General features: G+C 59.0%; 14 protein-coding genes and 2 pseudogenes. 7 read left to right on the forward strand and 9 right to left on the reverse strand.

Annotated elements, in window-relative coordinates:
- Window position 1 precedes the first annotated feature (1 nt).
- The 3 genes from J3D54_RS23135 to J3D54_RS23145 all read right to left on the reverse strand — a co-directional run bounded on the left by J3D54_RS23135 (window position 2) and on the right by J3D54_RS23145 (window position 4,147).
- Window positions 2-1,531, reverse strand: a complete 1,530-nt coding sequence (locus J3D54_RS23135; RefSeq protein ID WP_253423089.1) for a glycosyltransferase family 39 protein — start codon at window positions 1,529-1,531, stop codon at window positions 2-4.
- 27 nt (window positions 1,532-1,558) lie between these two features.
- Window positions 1,559-3,280 (reverse strand): lipid IV(A) 4-amino-4-deoxy-L-arabinosyltransferase, encoded by a 1,722-nt coding sequence (gene arnT, locus J3D54_RS23140; protein ID WP_253423091.1) that lies wholly within the window; start codon window positions 3,278-3,280, stop codon window positions 1,559-1,561.
- Between the two features lie 195 nt (window positions 3,281-3,475).
- On the reverse strand, window positions 3,476-4,147 hold the full coding sequence (locus J3D54_RS23145) for a histidine phosphatase family protein (RefSeq protein ID WP_253423093.1): 672 nt from the start codon (window positions 4,145-4,147) through the stop codon (window positions 3,476-3,478).
- A gap of 299 nt (window positions 4,148-4,446) precedes the next feature.
- Here J3D54_RS23145 and J3D54_RS23150 point away from each other — a divergent pair.
- A pseudogene (locus J3D54_RS23150) lies at window positions 4,447-5,717 on the forward strand (sensor histidine kinase).
- 9 nt (window positions 5,718-5,726) lie between these two features.
- Here J3D54_RS23150 and J3D54_RS23155 read toward each other — a convergent pair.
- From J3D54_RS23155 to J3D54_RS23165, 3 genes are all read right to left on the reverse strand, one after another.
- Window positions 5,727-7,028, reverse strand: coding sequence for an FAD-binding oxidoreductase (locus J3D54_RS23155; protein ID WP_253423095.1), 1,302 nt, complete (start codon window positions 7,026-7,028; stop codon window positions 5,727-5,729).
- Entirely contained in the window at window positions 7,025-8,119 is a 1,095-nt protein-coding gene (locus J3D54_RS23160) for a polyamine ABC transporter substrate-binding protein (protein WP_253423098.1), read from the reverse strand. The genes J3D54_RS23155 and J3D54_RS23160 overlap by 4 nt, the downstream gene beginning before the upstream one ends.
- A 75-nt stretch (window positions 8,120-8,194) precedes the next feature.
- On the reverse strand, window positions 8,195-9,553 hold the full coding sequence (locus J3D54_RS23165) for a glutamine synthetase family protein (protein WP_253423101.1): 1,359 nt from the start codon (window positions 9,551-9,553) through the stop codon (window positions 8,195-8,197).
- Between the two features lie 162 nt (window positions 9,554-9,715).
- On the opposite strand from J3D54_RS23165, the gene J3D54_RS23170 reads away from it, so the two are divergent.
- The 3 genes and pseudogenes from J3D54_RS23170 to J3D54_RS23180 all read left to right on the forward strand — a co-directional run bounded on the left by J3D54_RS23170 (window position 9,716) and on the right by J3D54_RS23180 (window position 11,698).
- Window positions 9,716-10,642 carry a helix-turn-helix domain-containing protein gene (locus J3D54_RS23170; protein ID WP_253423105.1) on the forward strand — a complete coding sequence of 309 codons (927 nt, stop codon included), beginning with the start codon at window positions 9,716-9,718 and terminating at the stop codon, window positions 10,640-10,642.
- Window positions 10,643-10,674: 32 nt separating this feature from the next.
- Window positions 10,675-10,905, forward strand: a pseudogene (locus J3D54_RS23175) (hypothetical protein); the annotation flags it as partial.
- Between the two features lie 241 nt (window positions 10,906-11,146).
- Entirely contained in the window at window positions 11,147-11,698 is a 552-nt protein-coding gene (locus tag J3D54_RS23180) for a cupin domain-containing protein (RefSeq protein WP_253423110.1), read from the forward strand.
- Here the strand turns inward: J3D54_RS23180 and J3D54_RS23185 are convergent.
- Window positions 11,668-12,309, reverse strand: a complete 642-nt coding sequence (locus J3D54_RS23185; RefSeq protein WP_253423112.1) for a response regulator transcription factor — start codon at window positions 12,307-12,309, stop codon at window positions 11,668-11,670. The genes J3D54_RS23180 and J3D54_RS23185 overlap by 31 nt on opposite strands.
- A gap of 33 nt (window positions 12,310-12,342) precedes the next feature.
- On the reverse strand, window positions 12,343-13,704 hold the full coding sequence (locus J3D54_RS23190; protein ID WP_253423114.1) for a cache domain-containing protein: 1,362 nt from the start codon (window positions 13,702-13,704) through the stop codon (window positions 12,343-12,345).
- 411 nt (window positions 13,705-14,115) lie between these two features.
- On the opposite strand from J3D54_RS23190, the gene J3D54_RS23195 reads away from it, so the two are divergent.
- Together J3D54_RS23195 and J3D54_RS23200 are read left to right on the forward strand one after the other, a co-directional pair.
- Entirely contained in the window at window positions 14,116-16,173 is a 2,058-nt protein-coding gene (locus J3D54_RS23195; RefSeq protein WP_253423116.1) for a carbon starvation CstA family protein, read from the forward strand.
- A gap of 14 nt (window positions 16,174-16,187) precedes the next feature.
- The gene (locus J3D54_RS23200) at window positions 16,188-16,385 is read left to right on the forward strand and encodes a YbdD/YjiX family protein (RefSeq protein WP_048378262.1); all 198 of its coding nucleotides are present in this window, start codon (window positions 16,188-16,190) and stop codon (window positions 16,383-16,385) included.
- A 129-nt stretch (window positions 16,386-16,514) separates the two neighbouring features.
- Here the strand turns inward: J3D54_RS23200 and J3D54_RS23205 are convergent, their stop codons facing one another.
- Window positions 16,515-17,414, reverse strand: a complete 900-nt coding sequence (locus tag J3D54_RS23205) for a LysR family transcriptional regulator (RefSeq protein ID WP_253423118.1) — start codon at window positions 17,412-17,414, stop codon at window positions 16,515-16,517.
- 302 nt (window positions 17,415-17,716) lie between these two features.
- On the opposite strand from J3D54_RS23205, the gene J3D54_RS23210 reads away from it, so the two are divergent.
- Window positions 17,717-18,964 (forward strand): MFS transporter, encoded by a 1,248-nt coding sequence (locus tag J3D54_RS23210; protein WP_253423120.1) that lies wholly within the window; start codon window positions 17,717-17,719, stop codon window positions 18,962-18,964.
- Window positions 18,965-19,095: the final 131 nt, after the last annotated feature.

The raw sequence follows: 19,095 nt of genomic DNA on the forward strand, positions 1-19,095 counted from the left end.
CCTATTCGGTCCGGGGAATATACGCCACGCTCTGGTCTTCACGGCCGTGGAATATTCGCTCGCCGTTGGTGGGCGTGGTGGTGATGACCTGATGGTCGGCACTCAGGTAGTCCAGCGGTAATGCATCACCGTTGCGGTACTGGGCGACAATGATGGTGCGCTGCGGATTCCAGTGCTGGCCGCTGGTGTTGTCCAGCCAGGTCATCAGTGCAGCGGTATCGCCGGTGCGAGGAAAGTCCTGGGTTTGCTGCACGTAATAGAAAGGCGCGCCGTCAGTTTGCAAGTACATCGGTACTTTGTTGTCCACTTCGATCATCACCATGCGCCATGTATTGAGCGGTGCGCGTTTGCTGGCCTCAAGCCTGACCGTCTCACCGAACTGAACCACGCCGCCACCGCCGTTGGTCCAGGGATAGAGCACACCAAGTATCGCCATCAACAACGCGGCGGTCAGGCCGAAACCGATTTTCAATCGACGACTACCGAACCTGCCTGTTGCGTTGCGCTGGGCCATTCGCCGGGTGATCCACCAGGCGCCCAGCAACTGGGCGAAGGGCACCAGGGGCAACACGTAGTAACTGCGTCGGCTGCCGCTGGCCGTGAAGAACAGCATCAACAGACCCAACCCCCAAACCAGCCAGCGCGTATTGGGTTCGACGCTGCGCCAGTGGCGCAGCGCATACCACAACGCCAGCAGCCAGCAGGGTGCCCACGGCAGGGTGTAGACCGGGAGGTAAAGCAGATAGGTGTAGATCGGTCCGATGTTGTCGAAGGGCTGGAAAAATCGCACGACGTTTTCCCGTAACACCAGACCCAGGCCGCTTTCGCCATAAGTCGGCGCGCCATAGAGGTGCGACAACATAAAGGGTGTCATGTAAAACGCCCCGGCGATGACCAGGGCTGCACACAGCCGCAGATTGAGGTGGCATTTCCAGCGGCCGTCCTGCACCACATGCGGTAACAGCAACAAGCCCGGCAGAATGAAGCCGATCAGGCCTTTGAACAATGAGGTCAGGGACAACAGCAGGAAAAACACCAGGTAACGGCTGAAACGCGTGTCTTGCGGCCCGCGCCAATACCACCATACCGCCGCCAGCACACCACAAACAGTCAGAATGTCGGCTGTGGCGACCCGTGCCCAGAACGCGAAATAGAAGGTGGTCGCCAGCATCCAGCCCGCAATCAACCCGGTGCCTTTGCGCATCAGCTGCTCGCCGATCAAGTACACCAACCAGACGCTCAACCAGGCAGCAATCACCGAAGACAAGCGTAATGACCAGTGTCCCAAACCGCCGGTCAGCCAGGCCGTGGCCGTGATTAGCCAGTAGGAGGGCAGCGGTTTGTCGTAATACGGCTCGCCCTTGAGGTAAGGATCGAAATAGTCACCGCTCTGCAGCATTTGCAACGCGATGTTGGCCCAGCGGGTTTCCGCGCCCCATAACTCCCGCGACCCCAGGCCCAACAACAAAATCAGCGCAGTCGCGCCGAGCAGGAGCGCCAACGCGCCCCTGTCACTTTCCCAAAACTTCATGTCGGGTTTCCTGCAGGACGGACAGCGTCAGGGTTGGCTCTGCGGGAATATCAGAATCTCCAGGTGGCCGCGCTGATAGCGCTTGCCATCAATGGGTAACATTTCGACCTCCTGCATTTCCGCGACACTGTTAACCTGCATCACCACACCGACTGCGCCTTTTTTGCGGGCCTCGGTCATCCATTGCCCGACGTTGTCCATGGTGACTTTACGTGACGCCATGGCGGGATCGTCGAGGCCATATTTCAGCTCGCCGACAGTGTTGAAAAGATCGACCTGAGGCCGCTTCAGTCGCCACGACAAGGCTGACGCCGCACCCAGATCGTTGCTGAGCAACGATGTCGTCTGACTCAAGGCATCCAGATGCTCGGCGATAAACTGGTCAGGCATTTGGCTATTGACGATCTGTGACGGCATCGCTGCCGGCAACAACGCTACCAGCAGCCAGATGCCGATTGCCGGCATGGCCCAGAACACCAATGGACGCAGCACCTGCAAGGCGTTGGAAATGATCCAGCCGAGCAACACGATGAACGCCAGGGACAGGGTGAACATCTCGGTGTTTTCGTAGACTTCTTTGGTGGCTTGCAGATACAGCAGGGCGATCAGGGCGCAGGTGGCGATGACGACGTTGAGCACGCCGTTGATGCGAATGATCCGGCCTCGTCCCTGATCCAACAGCGCCATCACTGCGTGCCCCATCAGCAACGCCAGAGGCAACAGACACGGCATGATGTAGGTCGGCAGTTTGCCGCTACTCAGGCTGAAGAACGCCAGCGGCAACAGCATCCAGAGCAACAGAAAACCGATCACGGGCTGGCGCTTTTGCTGCCAGGCCTGGACGAGTGTCGTTGGCAACAAGGCAGCCCACGGCAGGCTCGAGGCGGCCAGCAGCGGCAAATAGAACCACCACGGGCGCGCGTGTTGCGCATCTTCGCCAGCGAAGCGGCGGATGTGTTCGTGCCAGAAGAAAAACCGCCAGAAGTCCGGTTCCTGATGATGAATGGCAAGCACCCACGGCAGACAGACCACCGTCGCCACGACCACCGCCAGCGGCCCGTAGCGCAACAGCTCTCCCAGGCGTCGCTGCCAGATCATGTAGGGCAGGGCGATCAACACCGGCAACAACCAGGCGAGAAACCCTTTGGTCATGAAACCCATGCCGCAGGCAAAGCCCAACAGCGCCCAGCCGCCGAGTTTGCCGCGAGAGGAATGACTATCGATGGCAAACCACAATGCGACCAGGCTCAAGTTCACCCAGAGCGTGAATTGCGGATCGAGGTTGGCGTATCCGGCTTGCCCGGCGATCAGGCCGAAGCTCATGTAGAGCAAGGTGCAGATGAAGCTTTTGCGCGGATCATTCCAGAATCGGCGGGCAATCAGGTACGTCAACCAGACACTCAGCCCGGTGCTCAGTGCCGAAGCGATACGCACACCAAACAGGTTGTCGCCAAACACCGCTTGACCGATGGCGATCATCCAGTAACCGGCGATGGGTTTTTCGAAGTAGCGGATACCCATGAAATGTGGGGCCACCCAGTTACCGCTCAGCAGCATTTCCTGACTGATCTGGCCATAACGGGTTTCATCGGGAATCCATAGACCATGGGTGACTAGCGGCAGCAGATAGAAAACCACGTACGCCAGCAGCAGGCTGGGTACGATCCAGCGTTCAGTGATGGGCAGCGCACGCGCGGTGCCACGCAATAAAGAGCCGTCGGGGTGGGGCAACAAGTTATTGGACGTCATGACTCGACCTTGGCGCAGAAGGATGTTGTTCCGCTCGGTGCATGCTTGCTTGAGCGGAACGTCTTACATAGAGCAACGCAATAGCGATTGGGATTACAGAAGTTGCGTCAGCCATCTAATGATTACGGACTAGTTATAGCTTGTCCGAACAAAAACGCTCTCTTGGCATCGACGTTTTTTATCACGATTAGTGTTTCAAGGCTTTACGTGCAACAGCGTCTGCCAGTCATTGGCATTCACAATGCCGAGCACCAGAGGCTGCCCATCGGCGGCAATTTGCACGAACAAGGCACTGCCATACTCACTGGTCGTCGCGTGCTCGAAACCGGTCTGGGCTTCGAAATCACTGATGCAACCGCTGTGCGTGACCAGCACCAGATTTCGATGGGCTTGCTTGTGCGCCACCACATCGTTACGCAGGGTTTTGCCACAGCTGGCCAGCCATTCCTGAGTCATCGCGTCTTTGCCGAACATGTAGTGCGAGGTTTGCGCCGTGCGAGTCGCCGGGCTACTCAACACATCGGTCTGCGCCATGCCCAACTGGATAAAGCCTTGACCCACGGCGGTTGCGGCAGCGCTGCCGATTCGGGTGATGCCGTCGGCGGGACCAAGGCACGGATTGCTTGAGCGGTCGCAACGCTCGGCATGACGAACCAGCGCCACGACTTCGCCGGCTTGCCAGCGACTGACCAGACTGCTGGTCACCTCGGATTCGGCAGATGCCAGATTGACCGGAGATCTGGGCCACCAGACAAACCCCATGACGAGCGCAGCGATAACCAGCGCAGCTGTTGCCGCGATCAGTTTGCCGAGCCGCGATGTGATGATTCGTGCCGTTGGCAGCTTGCGTGATACATAATTAACCACGTTTTGTTTACCCGTCGGTGCGCAATAGAGAATAACTTTCAAATACGACCCTGCGTAACAACGCTTGAAGGGCTATGGAAAAACACTAGTTCAAGGCAGGTGTCGGAGTAGTGAAAGGGATGTGAAAATTTTGCATAGAAATATTTCACTGCTTATTTAGCTGGTTGTTGCAACGCTTGTCCTGTACACCACGTACAGTGGTCTATGGTCTATCTTTGGTTCGCGCATCTCGGCTCAGCGGCATCGTCCCGATTCAGCAGATGGCGCGGTTTGAACCGGCAGCGGAGCCAAGCAACAGAATGGATTTCAAGCAGAGCCTGAATAAACGGATTGTCATTGTATTTGCCTTGATGAGCACCTTGGTCGCGGGCGTATTTGCGATGGGCATCGTCGCGACCGTGCATGTGGTGGAGCGAAATCTCACGGCTTCCCGCCTGGTGGGGGGGCTGCGCCGCTTGCTGTTGATGGAAAACAGCGCCGGGTGGAGCCATCGGCCGGAGAAAGACGAACTGTTTTTCATCCAGGACGGTCCGGGGACGATGGCGTTGGACACGGAGCTGGCGGCGCTTGCACCGGGTTTTCAGGAAATCCTCTACGCGGGTTCGAAGTACTACGCCATGGTGAACCTGGTGGGAGGGCGCAAATACGTTCTGTTGCGAGATCGGCGAAGCGTCGAACAGCGTGAACAGGTGTTGTTCTCGGTGGTGGTCGTCGGGTTCGTCTTGAGCATCTTGCTCGCGGTTTTGTTGGGCCGGTTGCTGGCCAGGCGTGTGATGGCGCCGGTCATTCGCCTGGCGCGTCAGGTCCGTCATCGCGATCAGTTGCTGGAACTGGCCCCTGCGCTTCATCCTGACTACGCGGCCGACGAAGTAGGAGAGCTGGCGCTTTCCTTCGTCAGACCCTGGGCCGATTACGTGAGGCACTGGGCCGGGAAAAACTCTTTACCAGCGATGTCAGCCACGAACTGCGCACGCCGTTGATGGTATTGGGCAGTTCCTGCGAATTGCTGCTAGCCAATCCCTCGCTTGACCGGCGCTCCGTGGCTCAAGTCAGTCGAATCGCCCGCGCGAGCGACGAAATGCGGCAATTGGTCGATACGTTTCTGATGCTGGCTCGCGACCGGGAAGACTCCGATACCGCAGCGAGCGCGACGTTGAAAGAGGTTGCCGATGCGCTCGTGGATATCTGGGCGCCGCTGATCCGGGAAAAGGGCATCGAGTTTATCTACAACGATGAACAGGTTTCGTCGGATCGCCATAACCTGACGTTCCTGCGATCGGTCATGGGTAATTTGCTGCGCAATGCCTGGCATTACACCGATCACGGCTACATCCGCCTGACCCTGCGGACGCGCGGTTTCAGCGTCGAAGACAGCGGCATAGGCATTTCGGAAGAAAAACGTTATGCGATGTTTCAACCGTTCGTTCGCGGTGACGAGCGCCGGGGAGAAGGCCTGGGACTGGGCCTTTCACTGGTCCAACGGATTTGTACCCATCAGAATTGGCGAGTGGAACTCAGTAGCCTTCAGCCCAACGGCTGTTGTTTCACCATTAAGCTGGAAGACGCCTGATGACTGTTCTCAGCCGAGCAATTCGCGCAGGCGATACCAAAACATGCCGAGGGCCAGCAGCGGTGAGCGCAGGGCTCGTCCGCCGGGAAAGGTCATGTGTGGCACGGCGCTGAACACGTCCAGCCCTTGGCTGTGCCCGGCATGAATCGCTTCGGCCAGCAGCCGGGCGCACCAGTGGGTCACGTTCAGGCCATGGCCGGAATAACCCTGGGCGTAGAACACGTTCGGGTACTGGCGCAAGCGTCCGGCCTGGGGGAAGCGGTTGGCGGTGATACCGATCTTGCCGCCCCATTGATAGTCGATGCGCACTTCGGCCAGTTGCGGGAAGACCTTGAGCATTTTCGGCCGCATATAGGCGCCGATATCCGCCGGATCGCGCCCGGAATAATGGCAGGCACCGCCAAACAGTAAGCGTCGATCCGCCGAGAGCCGGTAGTAGTCGAGGCCGACTTTCTGGTCGCACAACGCCAGATTCTGCGGGATCAACTGCGCGGCCACCGCAGGCACCAAAGGTTCGGTGGCGATGATGTAACTGCCCGCCGGGAGTACCTTGCCGTTCAGGCGCGGTTCGAGTTCTTCCAGATGCGCGTTACAGGCCAGCACCAAACTGCCGGCGCGCACCGTACCGCCCGCACAGCGAACCTGTACGGTGCTGCCGTGGACCAACTCCAGCACCGGGCTCTGCTCGAAAATCCGTACCCCGACCGATTGCGCCAGACGCGCTTCGCCGAGCACCAGATTCAGCGGATGCAAGTGCCCCGAACCCATGTCGATCAGGCCGCCGGCATAAAGGTCCGAGCCCACCACATCCCGGCGGATATGCTCAGGGCCGACGAGTCGAGTTTCATGGGCGTAACCCAATTCGGCAAGGTTTTGCCGTTCTGCCTTGAATGCGCTGAACTGCGCCGGGGTGTTGGCCAGCTCGCAGAACCCCCAGCGCAGGTCGCAATCGATGCCATGTTCACGGATGCGATTGCCCACCAGCGCCACGGACTCGATGCCCGCGCGCTCCAGATAACGCACGCCTTCCTCACCGACATAACGTGCAAAACCGCTGACGTCATGGCCGATGCCGCGGATCAACTGCCCGCCATTACGACCGCTGGCACCCCAGCCGATCCGCCGGCCCTCCAGCAGAATCACCGAGAGCCCGCGCTGCGCCAGTTCGATCGCGGTGTTGACCCCGGTGAACCCGCCGCCGATCACACAGACATCGGCCTCGAGATCCGAGTCCAGCGTGGGGTAGGGCGCCATGCCATTGGCCGACGCCGCGTAATAGGAGCGCGCATGTTGGTTGTCGTGCTGATTCATTGATTGGACTTCACTTTGCTCCAGGAACGGGTCATCAGCCGCATGATCGCCTGGGGCGGGGTGGTGGAGATGTAGAGTTTGTCGAGGACATCCTGGGGAGGGTAGACCTCCGGATTATTGATCAGCTCAGGGTCCATGTACTGCTTGGCCGAAGGGTTCGGATTGGCGTAGCCCACCGAGGCGCTGACTTTGGCGATCACTTGCGGATCCAGCAGGTTATTGATGAAGGCATGGGCCTCTTTCGGGTTGCTGGCGTCGGCGGGAATTGCCAACAGGTCGAACCACAAGTTGCTGCCTTCCTTCGGGATCGAGTAAGCGATGTTCACGCCGTTCTTCGCTTCCTTGGCGCGATTGGCCGCCTGGAACACATCGCCGGAGTAACCGAAGGCCACGCAGATGTCGCCGTTGGCCAGGTCCGAGACGTACTTGGAGGAGTGGAAATAGGTGATGTAAGGCCGGATGCTCAAGAGTTTGGCTTCGGCCTTTTTAAAGTCCTCAGGGTTTTCGCTGCGTGGGTCCATGCCCATGTAGTTGAGGACCGCCGGGAACACCTCATCTGCCGAATCCATCATCGATACGCCGCACTGGCTGAGTTTCTTCAGATTTTCGGGTTCGAAAAACACGGCCCAGGAATCGATGTGATCAATGCCCAACACTTGCTTGACCTTGTCGACGTTGTAGCCGATGCCGTTGGTGCCCCACAGATAAGGCACGGAATGCGCGTTCTGCGGATCATTTTTCTCCAGCAGCGTCAGCAGTTTCGGGTTGAGGTTTTTGAAATTGGGCAGTTGCGAGCGATCCAGTTTGAGGAACGCACCGGCCTTCACCTGGCGCGCGAGAAAGTGGTTGGACGGCACCACCACGTCATACCCGGTGCGACCGGCAAGCAGTTTGCCTTCCAGGGTTTCGTTGGAATCGAATACGTCGTAGATCACCTTGATCCCGGTTTTCGCCTGGAAGTCGGCGAGGGTGGTGTCGCCGATGTAATCGGTCCAGTTGTAGACGCTGACGCTCGGCAGAGCCTGCGCCTGCGCCCCGGCGCTGAACAACACCGCCAGCGCGACTGGAACCACGGATTTCAATAGACGCATATCGACACCTCTTTGAGTTATTCGGTGATCGTTCCCACGCAGAGCGCAGGAACGATCATTAACAGGGGATTGTGATCAGACGCTAAGCAACAAAAATTCCCGCTCCCAGGAGCTGATCACGCGCTTGAAGTTCTCGTGTTCGGCGCGCTTGACCGCGACATACCCCCGGACGAACTTGCTGCCCAGATAACGCTCGATGGTTTCGCACTCTTCCATGCGCGTGAGTGCATCCTCGATGGTGATCGGCAGACGCAAGTTGCGTCGCTCGTAGGCACGGCCCTGCACCGCGGCGCTCGGTTCGACCTGTTCGACCATGCCCAGGTAGCCGCACAACAGGCTCGCGGCGATCGCCAGGTAAGGGTTGGCGTCGGCGCCCGGCAAGCGGTTTTCCACGCGCATGGCGTCGGGGCTTGAGGTCGGCACGCGCAGGCCGACGGTGCGGTTTTCTTCGCCCCATTCGACGTTGACCGGTGCCGAGGTGTCAGGCAGGAAGCGGCGGAACGAATTGACGTTGGGCGCGAACATCGGCAGCACGTTGGGGATGTACTTTTGCAGGCCGCCGATGTGGTGCCGGAACAGTTCGCTCATCTGCCCGTCGGCATCGGCGAAGATCGGCTGGCCAGTGGCGATGTCGACCACGCTTTGATGGATATGCATGGCACTGCCGGGCTCGTCACCAATGGGCTTGGCCATGAAGGTTGCGGTGACGTTGTGCTTGAGTGCCGCTTCGCGCAGGGTGCGTTTGAACACGGTGATCTGGTCTGCCAGGTCCAGCGCATCGCCATGACGGAAGTTGATTTCCATCTGCGCCGGGCCGTCTTCGTGGATCAGCGTGTCGAGGTCCAGTCCCTGGAGTTCGCACCAGTCGTAGACGTCTTCAAACAGCGGATCGAACTCGTTGGCGGCGTCGATGGAAAACGACTGACGACCGCTTTCCGCGCGCCCAGAACGCCCCAGCGGTGCCTTGAGCGGCAAGTCCGGGTCTTCGCAGCGCTGGGTCAGGTAAAACTCCATTTCCGGCGCGACAATCGGCTGCCAGCCTTTGTCGGTATAGAGCTGCAGCACTTTCTTCAGCACGTTGCGCGGCGACAGTTCGATGGGGTTGCCGAATTTGTCGAAGGTGTCGTGGATCACGATGGCGGTGGGCTCGATGGCCCACGGCACCACGTAAACTGCGTCGGCGACGGGCTTGCAGACCATGTCGATGTCGGCCGGGTCGAGCAGGTCGTAGTAGATGTCGTCGTCGACAAAGTCCCCGGTTACCGTTTGCAACAGCACACTTTCCGGCAGGCGCATGCCTCGCTCATGCAGGAACTTGTTGGTGGGTGCAATCTTGCCGCGAGCAATGCCGGTCAAGTCGCTGACCACACACTCGACCTCGGTAATCTTGTGATCTTTCAGCCACGTGAACAGCTGATCGAAAGGGACATTCATAAAGACCTCATTGTGGGTTTGATTAACGCCGGGGAGGGCGGCCTCATCCACCAGACACTTCCCCTGTGGCGCGTTGACGACTATCTTGGGTGAGCCTCGGCGTTCCATCTATCCACTTTCAGCAGCACCAAAACGCACCAAACGAGTGCGTAAGGTCATCCCATGACAGCGTGCAATCCGTTACAGGTTCGAGCCTTCAACACCGCCGACGTGGCCGAGCAGATCCGCGCCACACCGGGTTGGGTGCAGCACTATCAGCAGATGTCACCGGGGCATTTCGCCGGGCGGGTGCGCTATCTGGACTTGCAAGGCGTGGAGATTTACGAAGAACAGATGAACACCCGGGTCGAGCAGAATTTCAGCGCTCCGGAAGGCTCGCTGGCGTTCTGTTTCGATCGCAATGACAACTCGCTGTACATGTTGAACGGCGAGAGCCGCAACATCTGGATCACCCCGGAGAACTACCAGGAAATCGCCGTGGTGTTCGGGCCGCAATTCGTTCAACGGCATGGCCTGGACGTGGCGCGGCTCGAAGGCTTGTTCATGTCGCCGCTCAATTGCGGGCAGAACGCGCTGTTCAGCCGCTGGTTGAGCGGCACCCTGACGCGACTGGAGCAGACGCTGGATCCGCCGAGCAAAGAGGCATTGACCCAGCAGTTGCTGGAGGACTGTTTGTTCATCCTCGATAACGCCTGTGTGTGCCTGGATCGCGCAGGCTTGCAGCGCCGGGCCGAAGAGCGAACGATCATGAAGCGCGTCGCTGAATGGGCCGCCGATACCCCGGAAGAAACCCTCAATTTGCTGGAACTGTCCCAGGTGGCCGGGGTTTCGTTGCGTCAGTTGCAGCAGGCGTTCAAGGCGTACACCGGGATGACACCCACGCATTGGTTGCGCTTGCGTCGGCTCAACAGCGCGCGCCGTGAATTGCTCAGCCGAACTGACAAGGAAACGACGGTCGCGCAAGTGGCGATGCACTGGTCATTCTGGCATTTGGGGCGGTTTTCCAGCAGTTATCGAGCGTTGTTCCAGGAGTTTCCCAGCCAGACGCTCGCCCGCCAACACAGTGGACCTTGTCGGAGGTCATCATGAGTCGGTTATCGTCTTTTAGCCTGTGTGTTGTCATGTCGATGGCCTGTACGCAGGTTCAGGCCGAAACGGTCGTGCCCTTGAAAGGGCAGAGTTCGCAACAGATCCAGCGGGACATCAACGATTGTCGCAATGTCGCGGCCAGTCAGAGCAGCTCAAACCTGTCGCCTTCGGAGGGCGCTGCTGACGGGGCGACGAGTGCTGAGGTACGAGGACGTCAGCATGACGAGTTTTATGAGGGCGCCGAGGACAAGGTGAAACAGGACGATCCCGGTTGCCTGCAAGGGCGGGGTTATCAGGTCACACCCTGAGCGCCCACTTCCTGCGCCGGTATAGCGTTGGCAGCGGGTGGGGAAGGCGCATTGGCCGGTCGACCAGCGGAAGGCACGGCTCGCCATAGAATTGGCCTGGTGATGTTTTGCCTGCCACTGATCTTGTTGATCCGCACGACGCGTGTCTGAATACGAGTGCGGTTTGAATCGTAAACACACCAGGAGCAGCTTCGGGATGACAGAAGAGGGACTCAATACCAATAGGCCTGATGCTCAAGCAGTTATCGCCGCACTCCATCTCGAACCTCACCTGGAGGGTGGTTTCTACCGCAGAACCTTTCAGGCGGATCACCGCGCCATGGTTGAGACCGAAGGAGGCCGGCGTTACTTGCTGACCTCCATCTATTACCTCTTGACCCAGGATTCGCCGATTGGCCATTTCCATCTGAATCAGTCCGATATCGTGCATTACTACCATCTGGGCGACCCGATTCAGTACAGCCTGATTTTCGCGGACGGTTCATTGAAAACCGTGGTGATGGGCAGCGACGTGATTGCGGGTCAGTGCCTGCAGCTGCACGTGCCGGGCGGCGTCTGGAAGGCTTCGCAACTGATGAATGGAACGGCGGGCTATGGCTTGATCAGTGAAGCCGTTGCACCGGGGTTTGATTATGCGGATATGCAGTTGGGGACCCGGCGCAAGCTCAGCGAGATGTTTCCCGAGCATTCGGAGTTATTTGAAAAGCTGACAGCGGATCAGGGATTGGAGCCAGAAATGATTCCGTGATCGATCGCGTATTTTACGAGGGCGGCGGGTTTGTCGATGTTGAGCTTGCGGCGGATGCTCAGGCGATGGGTTTCTACCGTCCTGACGCTGATGTCCAGCTCGCGAGCCATTTCCTTGTTGTTCAACCCTTGAGCCATTTTGTACAGCACCTGGCTCTCGCGCGGAGTCAGTTCATTGTCGGTACTTTTATCGGCGATAAGCCTCTGGGCGATTTCGGCACTGTAGAACGTCCCGCCGCTGACAATGGCTTCGATGGCCGCAATGATTTCCCGTGAAGGCGCGTTCTTCAGCACATAGCCGCTGGCGCCCGAACGAACCGATTCACTGACGTATTCGTAGTTGTCGTACATGCTCAGCACCAGCACCTTGAGCGATGGGTACTGGCTGCGTAACAGCCGGGTCAGCTCGAGCCCGTTGATGTCCTTCAGGCTGATGTCGACCAACAACAGATCTGGTTGGCAGCGCCCGACCATCTCGATGGCATCGGCGCCATTCTCGGCTTCGCCCACCACTTCCAGCGGAACCATGACCGCCAACAGCGATTTGATGCCATCGCGGACCAGGGAGTGATCGTCGACCAGGGCAACGCGGATCGGGTAGGGCAGGTTCATTGCAGGCATTCACTCTAATTGTTAGGGGTTGAGTCAGCGTTCTGCAGCAGGTGGTTTCATCGGTAGCAGCACGTCCAGCTCACTTTTTCCCGGCATCGAGGTCAGGTCGAACCGACCGCCGAAATGCTCGACTCGTTCTCGGATATTACGCAGGCCAATGCCAGCCTGGCGACGTTCGACCTGGGCAACATTGAAGCCTATGCCATCATCGATCACCGTCAACCGTACGGACTTTTCGCAACCGTGCAGGGTAATGATGACGTGTTTTGCCTGGGCGTGGCGTTCGATGTTGGTCAGGCCTTCTTGCACAATGCGAAACAACGAGGCGGCGGCGCCATCAGCCAAGTGACAGTCGAATTCGTTATCGTTGAAGGTTACAACAAGACCGCTGCGTTGCTCGAACTCGGCGGCGAGTTGACCGATCGCCGCCGGCAGGCCAAGGGTGTCGAGCAGCGACGAGCGCAGGTCGTGGGAAAGGCTGCGAACCTCGCCAATCGCTTCCCCCAGGCGCTCGGTGGCGTCTCTTAAAATGCTTAAGCCCTTGTCTTGTCCATTCTCCAACACATGGCTGGCCAGTTCGAATTGAAACTTGATAGAGACCAGCAGCTGGCTGATGCCGTCGTGCAGCTCTCGGGAAACCCGCGAACGCTCTTCCTCCTGCAAGCTGACGATGCGTTGGGTGAGGCGCTGCAGTTTTTTGTCGGCCAGGCGATGTTCGCTGACGTTCAGCGTCATGCCGCTGGCGAACACAAACAGCACTGCCACAAGCGCCACTGCGGCAATCGCCAGCATGGTTGTGCGGATGCCCTGAGCCACCTCGGCACGCGCTTGCTGGGTGGCGCGTTCAACGTCTTCAAGGTAGATACCGGTGCCGAGCATCCAGCCCCAACGATCGAGCATCACTACGTAGGCGAGCTTGTCGGTCACTTGGCCGGAAGAGGGTTTGTTCCAGGCGTAACGTTGAAAGCCTTCGCCGGATGCCGCGCTTTTGAGCAACGCCTGGATTACGGGCAGGCCGTGAGGGTCTTTCATGTCCCACAGGTATTGGCCCACCAGCTCTGACTGGCGTGCGTGCATCAGGCTGCGGCCCTCGCGGTCGTAGACGAAGAAGTAGCCATTGATGCCAAAGCTGAGTTTGCGCAGTTCTTCCAGCACTTGTTGCTGTGCGTGTTCATCACCGCGACCGTTGTCGTACAGCGGCGCGATCAGGCTTTGCGCCATTTCCACGTAGTTTTTCAGTTCTGCGCGCTTGCTGGCCAGAATGCTGTCTTCGATCAGTTGCGCCTGTTGATCACCCAGTTGACGGTTCAGGGAAATCACCAGCGCGCAGATGACCGCGATCGCCAACACCAGCGGCAGAATCCCGAGCGCGACGATTTTGTGTTTGAGCTGCATCTCTACTCCTGGCCAGACCGAGGGAGGGCGAAGGCCCGGCATCATATGCCAAAGATACGCGCCTGCGGCTGTGATGAAACACAAAACCTGTGGGAGCGGGCTGTGGCGAGGGGGCTTGCCCCCGTTGGGCAGCGAAGCAGCCTCAAAAAAAAAATCTCTGATGTACCAAAGATTTTGTGAGTGCTACGCACTCAAACGGGGGCAAGCCCCCTCGCCACAGCCCGCTCCCACAGGGAGTTGCGTTTCAACTGACAGATCAGTGGCATCTACGTAGAACTACGTAGGCGTCACGTACGTAGTAACGCGGATTTATTTGTCGACAGCATGGGTGGATATTGGGCCCGCTCCGCAAAGCGGACACAATTATAATAATTACCGCCGCAGTCACTGGCTGTCGGCAGGAGACACGCTATGCCCCGTCTGGCTAAACACCTCGCCTGGTTTGCCGTGGCTGTCTTGGGAGCGTTTGCGCTAAGTGTCGTGGCCCTGCGCCGCGGCGAAGCCATCAACGCCCTCTGGATCGTAGTCGCAGCCGTCGCTATTTATCTCGTCGCATACCGCTATTACAGCCTGTTCATCGCCACCAAGGTGATGCAACTCGACCCCAATCGAGCCACTCCCGCCGTAATCAACAACGATGGTCTGGACTATGTGCCGACCAACAAACATGTGCTCTTCGGTCACCACTTCGCAGCCATTGCCGGCGCGGGGCCACTGGTCGGTCCGGTGTTGGCGGCGCAGATGGGCTACCTGCCCGGCACGCTGTGGCTGATTGCCGGGGTGGTGCTGGCCGGTGCGGTTCAGGACTTCATGGTCCTGTTCATGTCCACCCGCCGCAACGGTCGTTCTCTGGGCGATATGGTCCGTGAAGAAATGGGCCGCATCCCCGGGACCATCGCGCTGTTCGGCTGCTTCCTGATCATGATCATCATCCTCGCGGTGCTGGCGCTGATCGTGGTCAAGGCCCTGGCCGAAAGCCCGTGGGGCATCTTTACCGTGATGGCGACCATCCCGATCGCGATGTTCATGGGCGTCTACATGCGCTACATCCGCCCGGGCCGCATCGGTGAAATCTCGGTGATCGGCGTGGCGTTGCTGCTGGGTTCGATCTGGCTGGGCGGGCAGATTGCCGCTGACCCGGTGTGGGCCAAAGCCTTTACCTTCACCGGCCTGCAGATCACCTGGATGCTGATCGGCTACGGTTTCGTGGCGGCGGTGTTGCCGGTGTGGCTGATTCTGGCGCCGCGCGATTACCTGTCGACTTTCCTCAAGATCGGCACCATCGTTGCGCTGGCAATCGGCATTCTGATCACCATGCCCGAGCTGAAAATGCCAGCATTGACCCAGTTCATCGACGGCACCGGACCGGTGTGGAAGGGTGGGTTGTTCCCGTTCCTGTTCATCACCATCGCCTGTGGTGCAGTCTCCGGTTTCCACGCACTGATTGCTTCCGGCACCACGCCGAAGCTGCTTGCCAGCGAAGGCCATGCCCGTTACATCGGTTACGGCGGCATGCTGATGGAATCCTTCGTGGCGATCATGGCGATGGTTGCCGCTTCGGTGATCGAGCCGGGCGTCTATTTCGCCATGAACAGCCCGGCAGCACTGGTCGGTGCTGATGCTGTTTCGGTTGCGCAGACAGTCAGCAGTTGGGGTTTCGCGATTACCCCGGAGGCCCTGCAAGCGGTGGCCAAGGACATCGGTGAAACCACCGTCCTGGCACGTGCCGGCGGTGCGCCGACCCTGGCGGTGGGTATCGCGCAGATCCTGCACCACGTGCTGCCGGGTGAAAACACCATGGCGTTCTGGTACCACTTCGCGATTCTGTTTGAAGCGCTGTTCATCCTCACTGCGGTCGATGCCGGTACTCGTGCCGGACGTTTCATGCTGCAGGACTTGCTCGGCTCCTTCGTGCCGGCGCTGAAACGCACCGAGTCCTGGACCGCCAACCTGATTGCCACGGCTGGTTGCGTGGCAATGTGGGGCTACCTGCTGTACCAAGGCGTGATAGACCCATTGGGCGGGATCAACACCTTGTGGCCATTGTTCGGTATCTCCAACCAGATGCTGGCCGGAATCGCATTGATGCTGGCGACCGTCGTGCTGATCAAAATGAAACGCCAACGCTATGTGTGGGTGACCATGCTGCCAGCGGTATGGCTGTTGATTTGCACCACCACCGCAGGCTTCATCAAGCTGTTCGACGCGAACCCGGCGATTGGTTTCCTCGCCCTGGCGAAGAAATACAGCGATGCCTTGGCCAACGGCCAGGTGCTGGCGCCGGCCAAGAGCATCGAGCAGATGCAGCACGTGATCTACAACGCCTACACCAACGCGACGCTGACGGTGTTGTTCCTGCTCGTGGTGTTCAGCATCCTGTTCTTTGCGCTCAAGGTCGGTATCGCCGCCTGGGGCACCAAAGAACGCACGGATAAAGAAGCGCCATTCCAGGCTCTGCCGGATGCTTGATGGAGGAGGGCAGCATGTTCAATGACCTGAGTCGCCTTGGTAAATACCTGGGTCAGGCAGCACGCTTGATGGTTGGTATGCCTGACTACGACACTTACGTTGAGCATATGCAAACCAAACACCCGGACAAACCGGTGATGAGCTACGAGGTGTTCTTTCGCGAACGTCAGGAGGCTCGTTACGGCGGCAAGGCAGGGCCGAAGTGTTGCTGACCCGCTGATGTGATGTGGAAGTGGTTTTTGTGGGAGCGAGCCTGCTCGCGATAGCGGTCTGACAGTCAACTGCAACGTTGAATGTTAAGCCGTCATCGCGAGCAGGCTCATTCCCACATGGATTGTGCTTTAACTGACTGGCATCAGTTCGTCGATCACCCCCGTGAAGGCCTCGACCAGCAGGCTGCGCCCTTGGGCTCGCGTCAGTATCAGCAGTTGCGCGCGAGCTTCGGAGTCAGCCAGCGGGCGGTAGGTCACGCCCTTTTTTACCAACGTCTGGGTGCACTGGGGCACCAGCGCAACGCCTTGCCCGGCGGCCACCAGCGCGATGATCGAGGTGATTTGCCGTCCGGATGGACCCGGGCGCAGGGGCAACCCGTTGCGTCGGTACAGTTGTTGAATGGATTCGTTGAGCCCCGAGCCATAATCGACCGGAAACAAAATCAACGGGTACGCGCTGAGCTGGGCGAGGGTGACCTCGGCCTGGCCGGCCAACGGGTTGTCACTGGAAAGGGCCGCCATTAAGGGTTCTTCACCCAGGGACAGTACCCGGACCTCGGTTTGCCCGTTTTGAGGCAGCAACCGACTCATACCAATATCGATACGACCATCGGCGACCTGTGACCATAGACTGCTGGACGCACCTTCCACCAGAGTCAGTTGAACCTCTGGAAAGCGTTGGGCAAAAGCTTGAATGGCCTGGCTGAACATATCTGACAGGGCAATCGAGCTGGCGTAGCCCAACACGAGTTGCCCGGTCGAGCCAGCGGCCAGCTTGCCGGCGATGATTTCGGTCAGGTCGGCCTGCTCCAGCATGGCGCGCGCATAAGGCAGAAAATGCCGGCCTTGGGCCGTGAGCGACACTGTGCGGCTGGTGCGGTCAAACAGACGAAACCCCAGCTCGGCCTCCAGAGCGGAAATCTGCCGGGTCAACGGCGGCTGGGCGAGGTGCAGACGCAGTGCCGCGCGACCAAAGTGCAGCTCTTCGGCGACCGTCAAAAAGTAACGTAACTTGCGCAGATCCAGCATCCTGTTCCTTGGGTATTGATCGGTCCGAATTCGGTATTGGTCTTCGGCAGCCCGCGTATTCTATAAAGGCCTCCTGTCATAAAACGAGAGGCCTCATGAATTCGCGCCTGCAGAGTGCTCGCATCGCCTTGTTTCTGTGTGGTTGCGCGGCCTTCCCGTGCAAGTCGTACGTTAAAACCTTCAGGCGTAATCCTGAAATCACCTGGTGCTGGAAATCGCCTGAGAGATTTTCGCTGAGTATCTGCATCGCACATCCGGCGTGATGAAAGATTGTGCGCAACTGTTGCGGTAATGGCGGAACCATGAACGATTTGAAAGACGAAGTCTCTCCTTTGCGGGGGCCGCAATCGACCGATGCCTCTGTACGTCGCCGATCTCTGGTGGCTGGCTGCTGCGCACACGCTGTGCATGATGGCCTGACCGACGTTATCTATGTGCTGTTGCCGATCTGGCAGGCGCAGTTCGCCTTGAGCTACGCCCAAATCGGCCTGTTGCGTGGCGCCTACTCCGGGATGATGGCCGGTTTCCAGCTGTTGGCAAGCCGGGCTGCGAGGCGATGGGGGCGAGAGCACTTGCTGGTGGGTGGGACCGCGCTCGCGGGGTTCGCTTACTTGCTGGCAGGGCAGGCTGGTGGCTTGACGGTGTTGTTGTTGGCGCTGTTGTTGGGCGGATTGGGCGCTAGCACCCAACACCCACTGGCGTCTTCGTTTATCACCGATACACACGAGGAGGGCGGGGGAGTCAAACAAGCATTGTCGCAGTACAACTTCTCCGGAGACATCGGCAAAACGTTGATACCGGGGTTGGTCGGCCTGTTACTGACGGTCATCAGCTGGCGCGCGAGTGTCACGCTGATAGGCCTGCTCGGTCTGGCCGCCGCCGGTCTGCTGTGGTGGCTGATTCCGGCGCGCGTGGTGACTTCATCCGGTCAGGGCAGGGCCTCCAAGGCAATCACGGGAAACGGCTCCGCCAGTGGGCTGCGGGCGCTCATCGTGACCGGCACACTGGACAGTGCGGTACGGATGGGTTTTCTCACCTTCTTGCCGTTCCTGCTGAAAGAGAAGGGGGCCGGGACGGCAGGCATAGGTCTGGCGCTGACAATGTTGTTTGTGGGCGGTGCATTCGGCAAGTTGCTGTGCGGCTATCTGGGCGCGCGCATCGGCATGATGAAAACCGTATGGCTGACCGAGTTCACCACCGCGGTGTTGATCATCACGTCGGTGTACCTGCCGCTGTTCGGCCTGATGGCGGTGTTGCCGCTGCTGGGGCTGGCGTTGAACGGAACATCGTCGGTGCTGTATGGCGCCGTGCCGGACCTGGCAGGCCCAGGCAAACGAGAGCACGCCTTCGCCGTGTTCTACACCGGCACCATCGGTGGCGGGGCGCTGGCACCGGTATTGTTTGGCAGCCTGGGCGACATCACAGGTATTGCTGCTGCTGTGATCATGTTGGCCGCCATTCTGCTGTTGACACTGCCCTTGTCGTGGTATGTGCAACGAGGCCTGGACGCTGATTCTCAGCGCGCCAGGAACATCGAGCATGCGCAGTAAAGCGAATGCCTTGAAAGAAAGCGCTATCAAAGTGATTAACTTTGCAGCCGGCGGGTTATCGTTCGACGCCTGCCAGGAGTGAAGGCGGGCGCTATCGCAGCAATAGAAGGGGCGCGAAATCGTTCAACGAG

The organism is Pseudomonas sp. GGS8, from assembly GCF_024168645.1.
GTDB lineage: Bacteria > Pseudomonadota > Gammaproteobacteria > Pseudomonadales > Pseudomonadaceae > Aquipseudomonas.

Coding starts and splice junctions, on each gene's coding strand:
- J3D54_RS23210 (WP_253423120.1), top strand. CDS start 17,717: ATGAACGATTTGAAAGACGAAGTCTCTCCTTTGCGGGGGCCGCAATCG.
- J3D54_RS23160 (WP_253423098.1), bottom strand. CDS start 8,119: ATGCGTCTATTGAAATCCGTGGTTCCAGTCGCGCTGGCGGTGTTGTTC.
- J3D54_RS23165 (WP_253423101.1), bottom strand. CDS start 9,553: ATGAATGTCCCTTTCGATCAGCTGTTCACGTGGCTGAAAGATCACAAG.
- J3D54_RS23185 (WP_253423112.1), bottom strand. CDS start 12,309: ATGAACCTGCCCTACCCGATCCGCGTTGCCCTGGTCGACGATCACTCC.
- J3D54_RS23195 (WP_253423116.1), top strand. CDS start 14,116: ATGCCCCGTCTGGCTAAACACCTCGCCTGGTTTGCCGTGGCTGTCTTG.
- J3D54_RS23180 (WP_253423110.1), top strand. CDS start 11,147: ATGACAGAAGAGGGACTCAATACCAATAGGCCTGATGCTCAAGCAGTT.
- J3D54_RS23190 (WP_253423114.1), bottom strand. CDS start 13,704: ATGCAGCTCAAACACAAAATCGTCGCGCTCGGGATTCTGCCGCTGGTG.
- arnT (WP_253423091.1), bottom strand. CDS start 3,280: ATGACGTCCAATAACTTGTTGCCCCACCCCGACGGCTCTTTATTGCGT.
- J3D54_RS23155 (WP_253423095.1), bottom strand. CDS start 7,028: ATGAATCAGCACGACAACCAACATGCGCGCTCCTATTACGCGGCGTCG.
- J3D54_RS23200 (WP_048378262.1), top strand. CDS start 16,188: ATGTTCAATGACCTGAGTCGCCTTGGTAAATACCTGGGTCAGGCAGCA.
- J3D54_RS23135 (WP_253423089.1), bottom strand. CDS start 1,531: ATGAAGTTTTGGGAAAGTGACAGGGGCGCGTTGGCGCTCCTGCTCGGC.
- J3D54_RS23205 (WP_253423118.1), bottom strand. CDS start 17,414: ATGCTGGATCTGCGCAAGTTACGTTACTTTTTGACGGTCGCCGAAGAG.
- J3D54_RS23170 (WP_253423105.1), top strand. CDS start 9,716: ATGACAGCGTGCAATCCGTTACAGGTTCGAGCCTTCAACACCGCCGAC.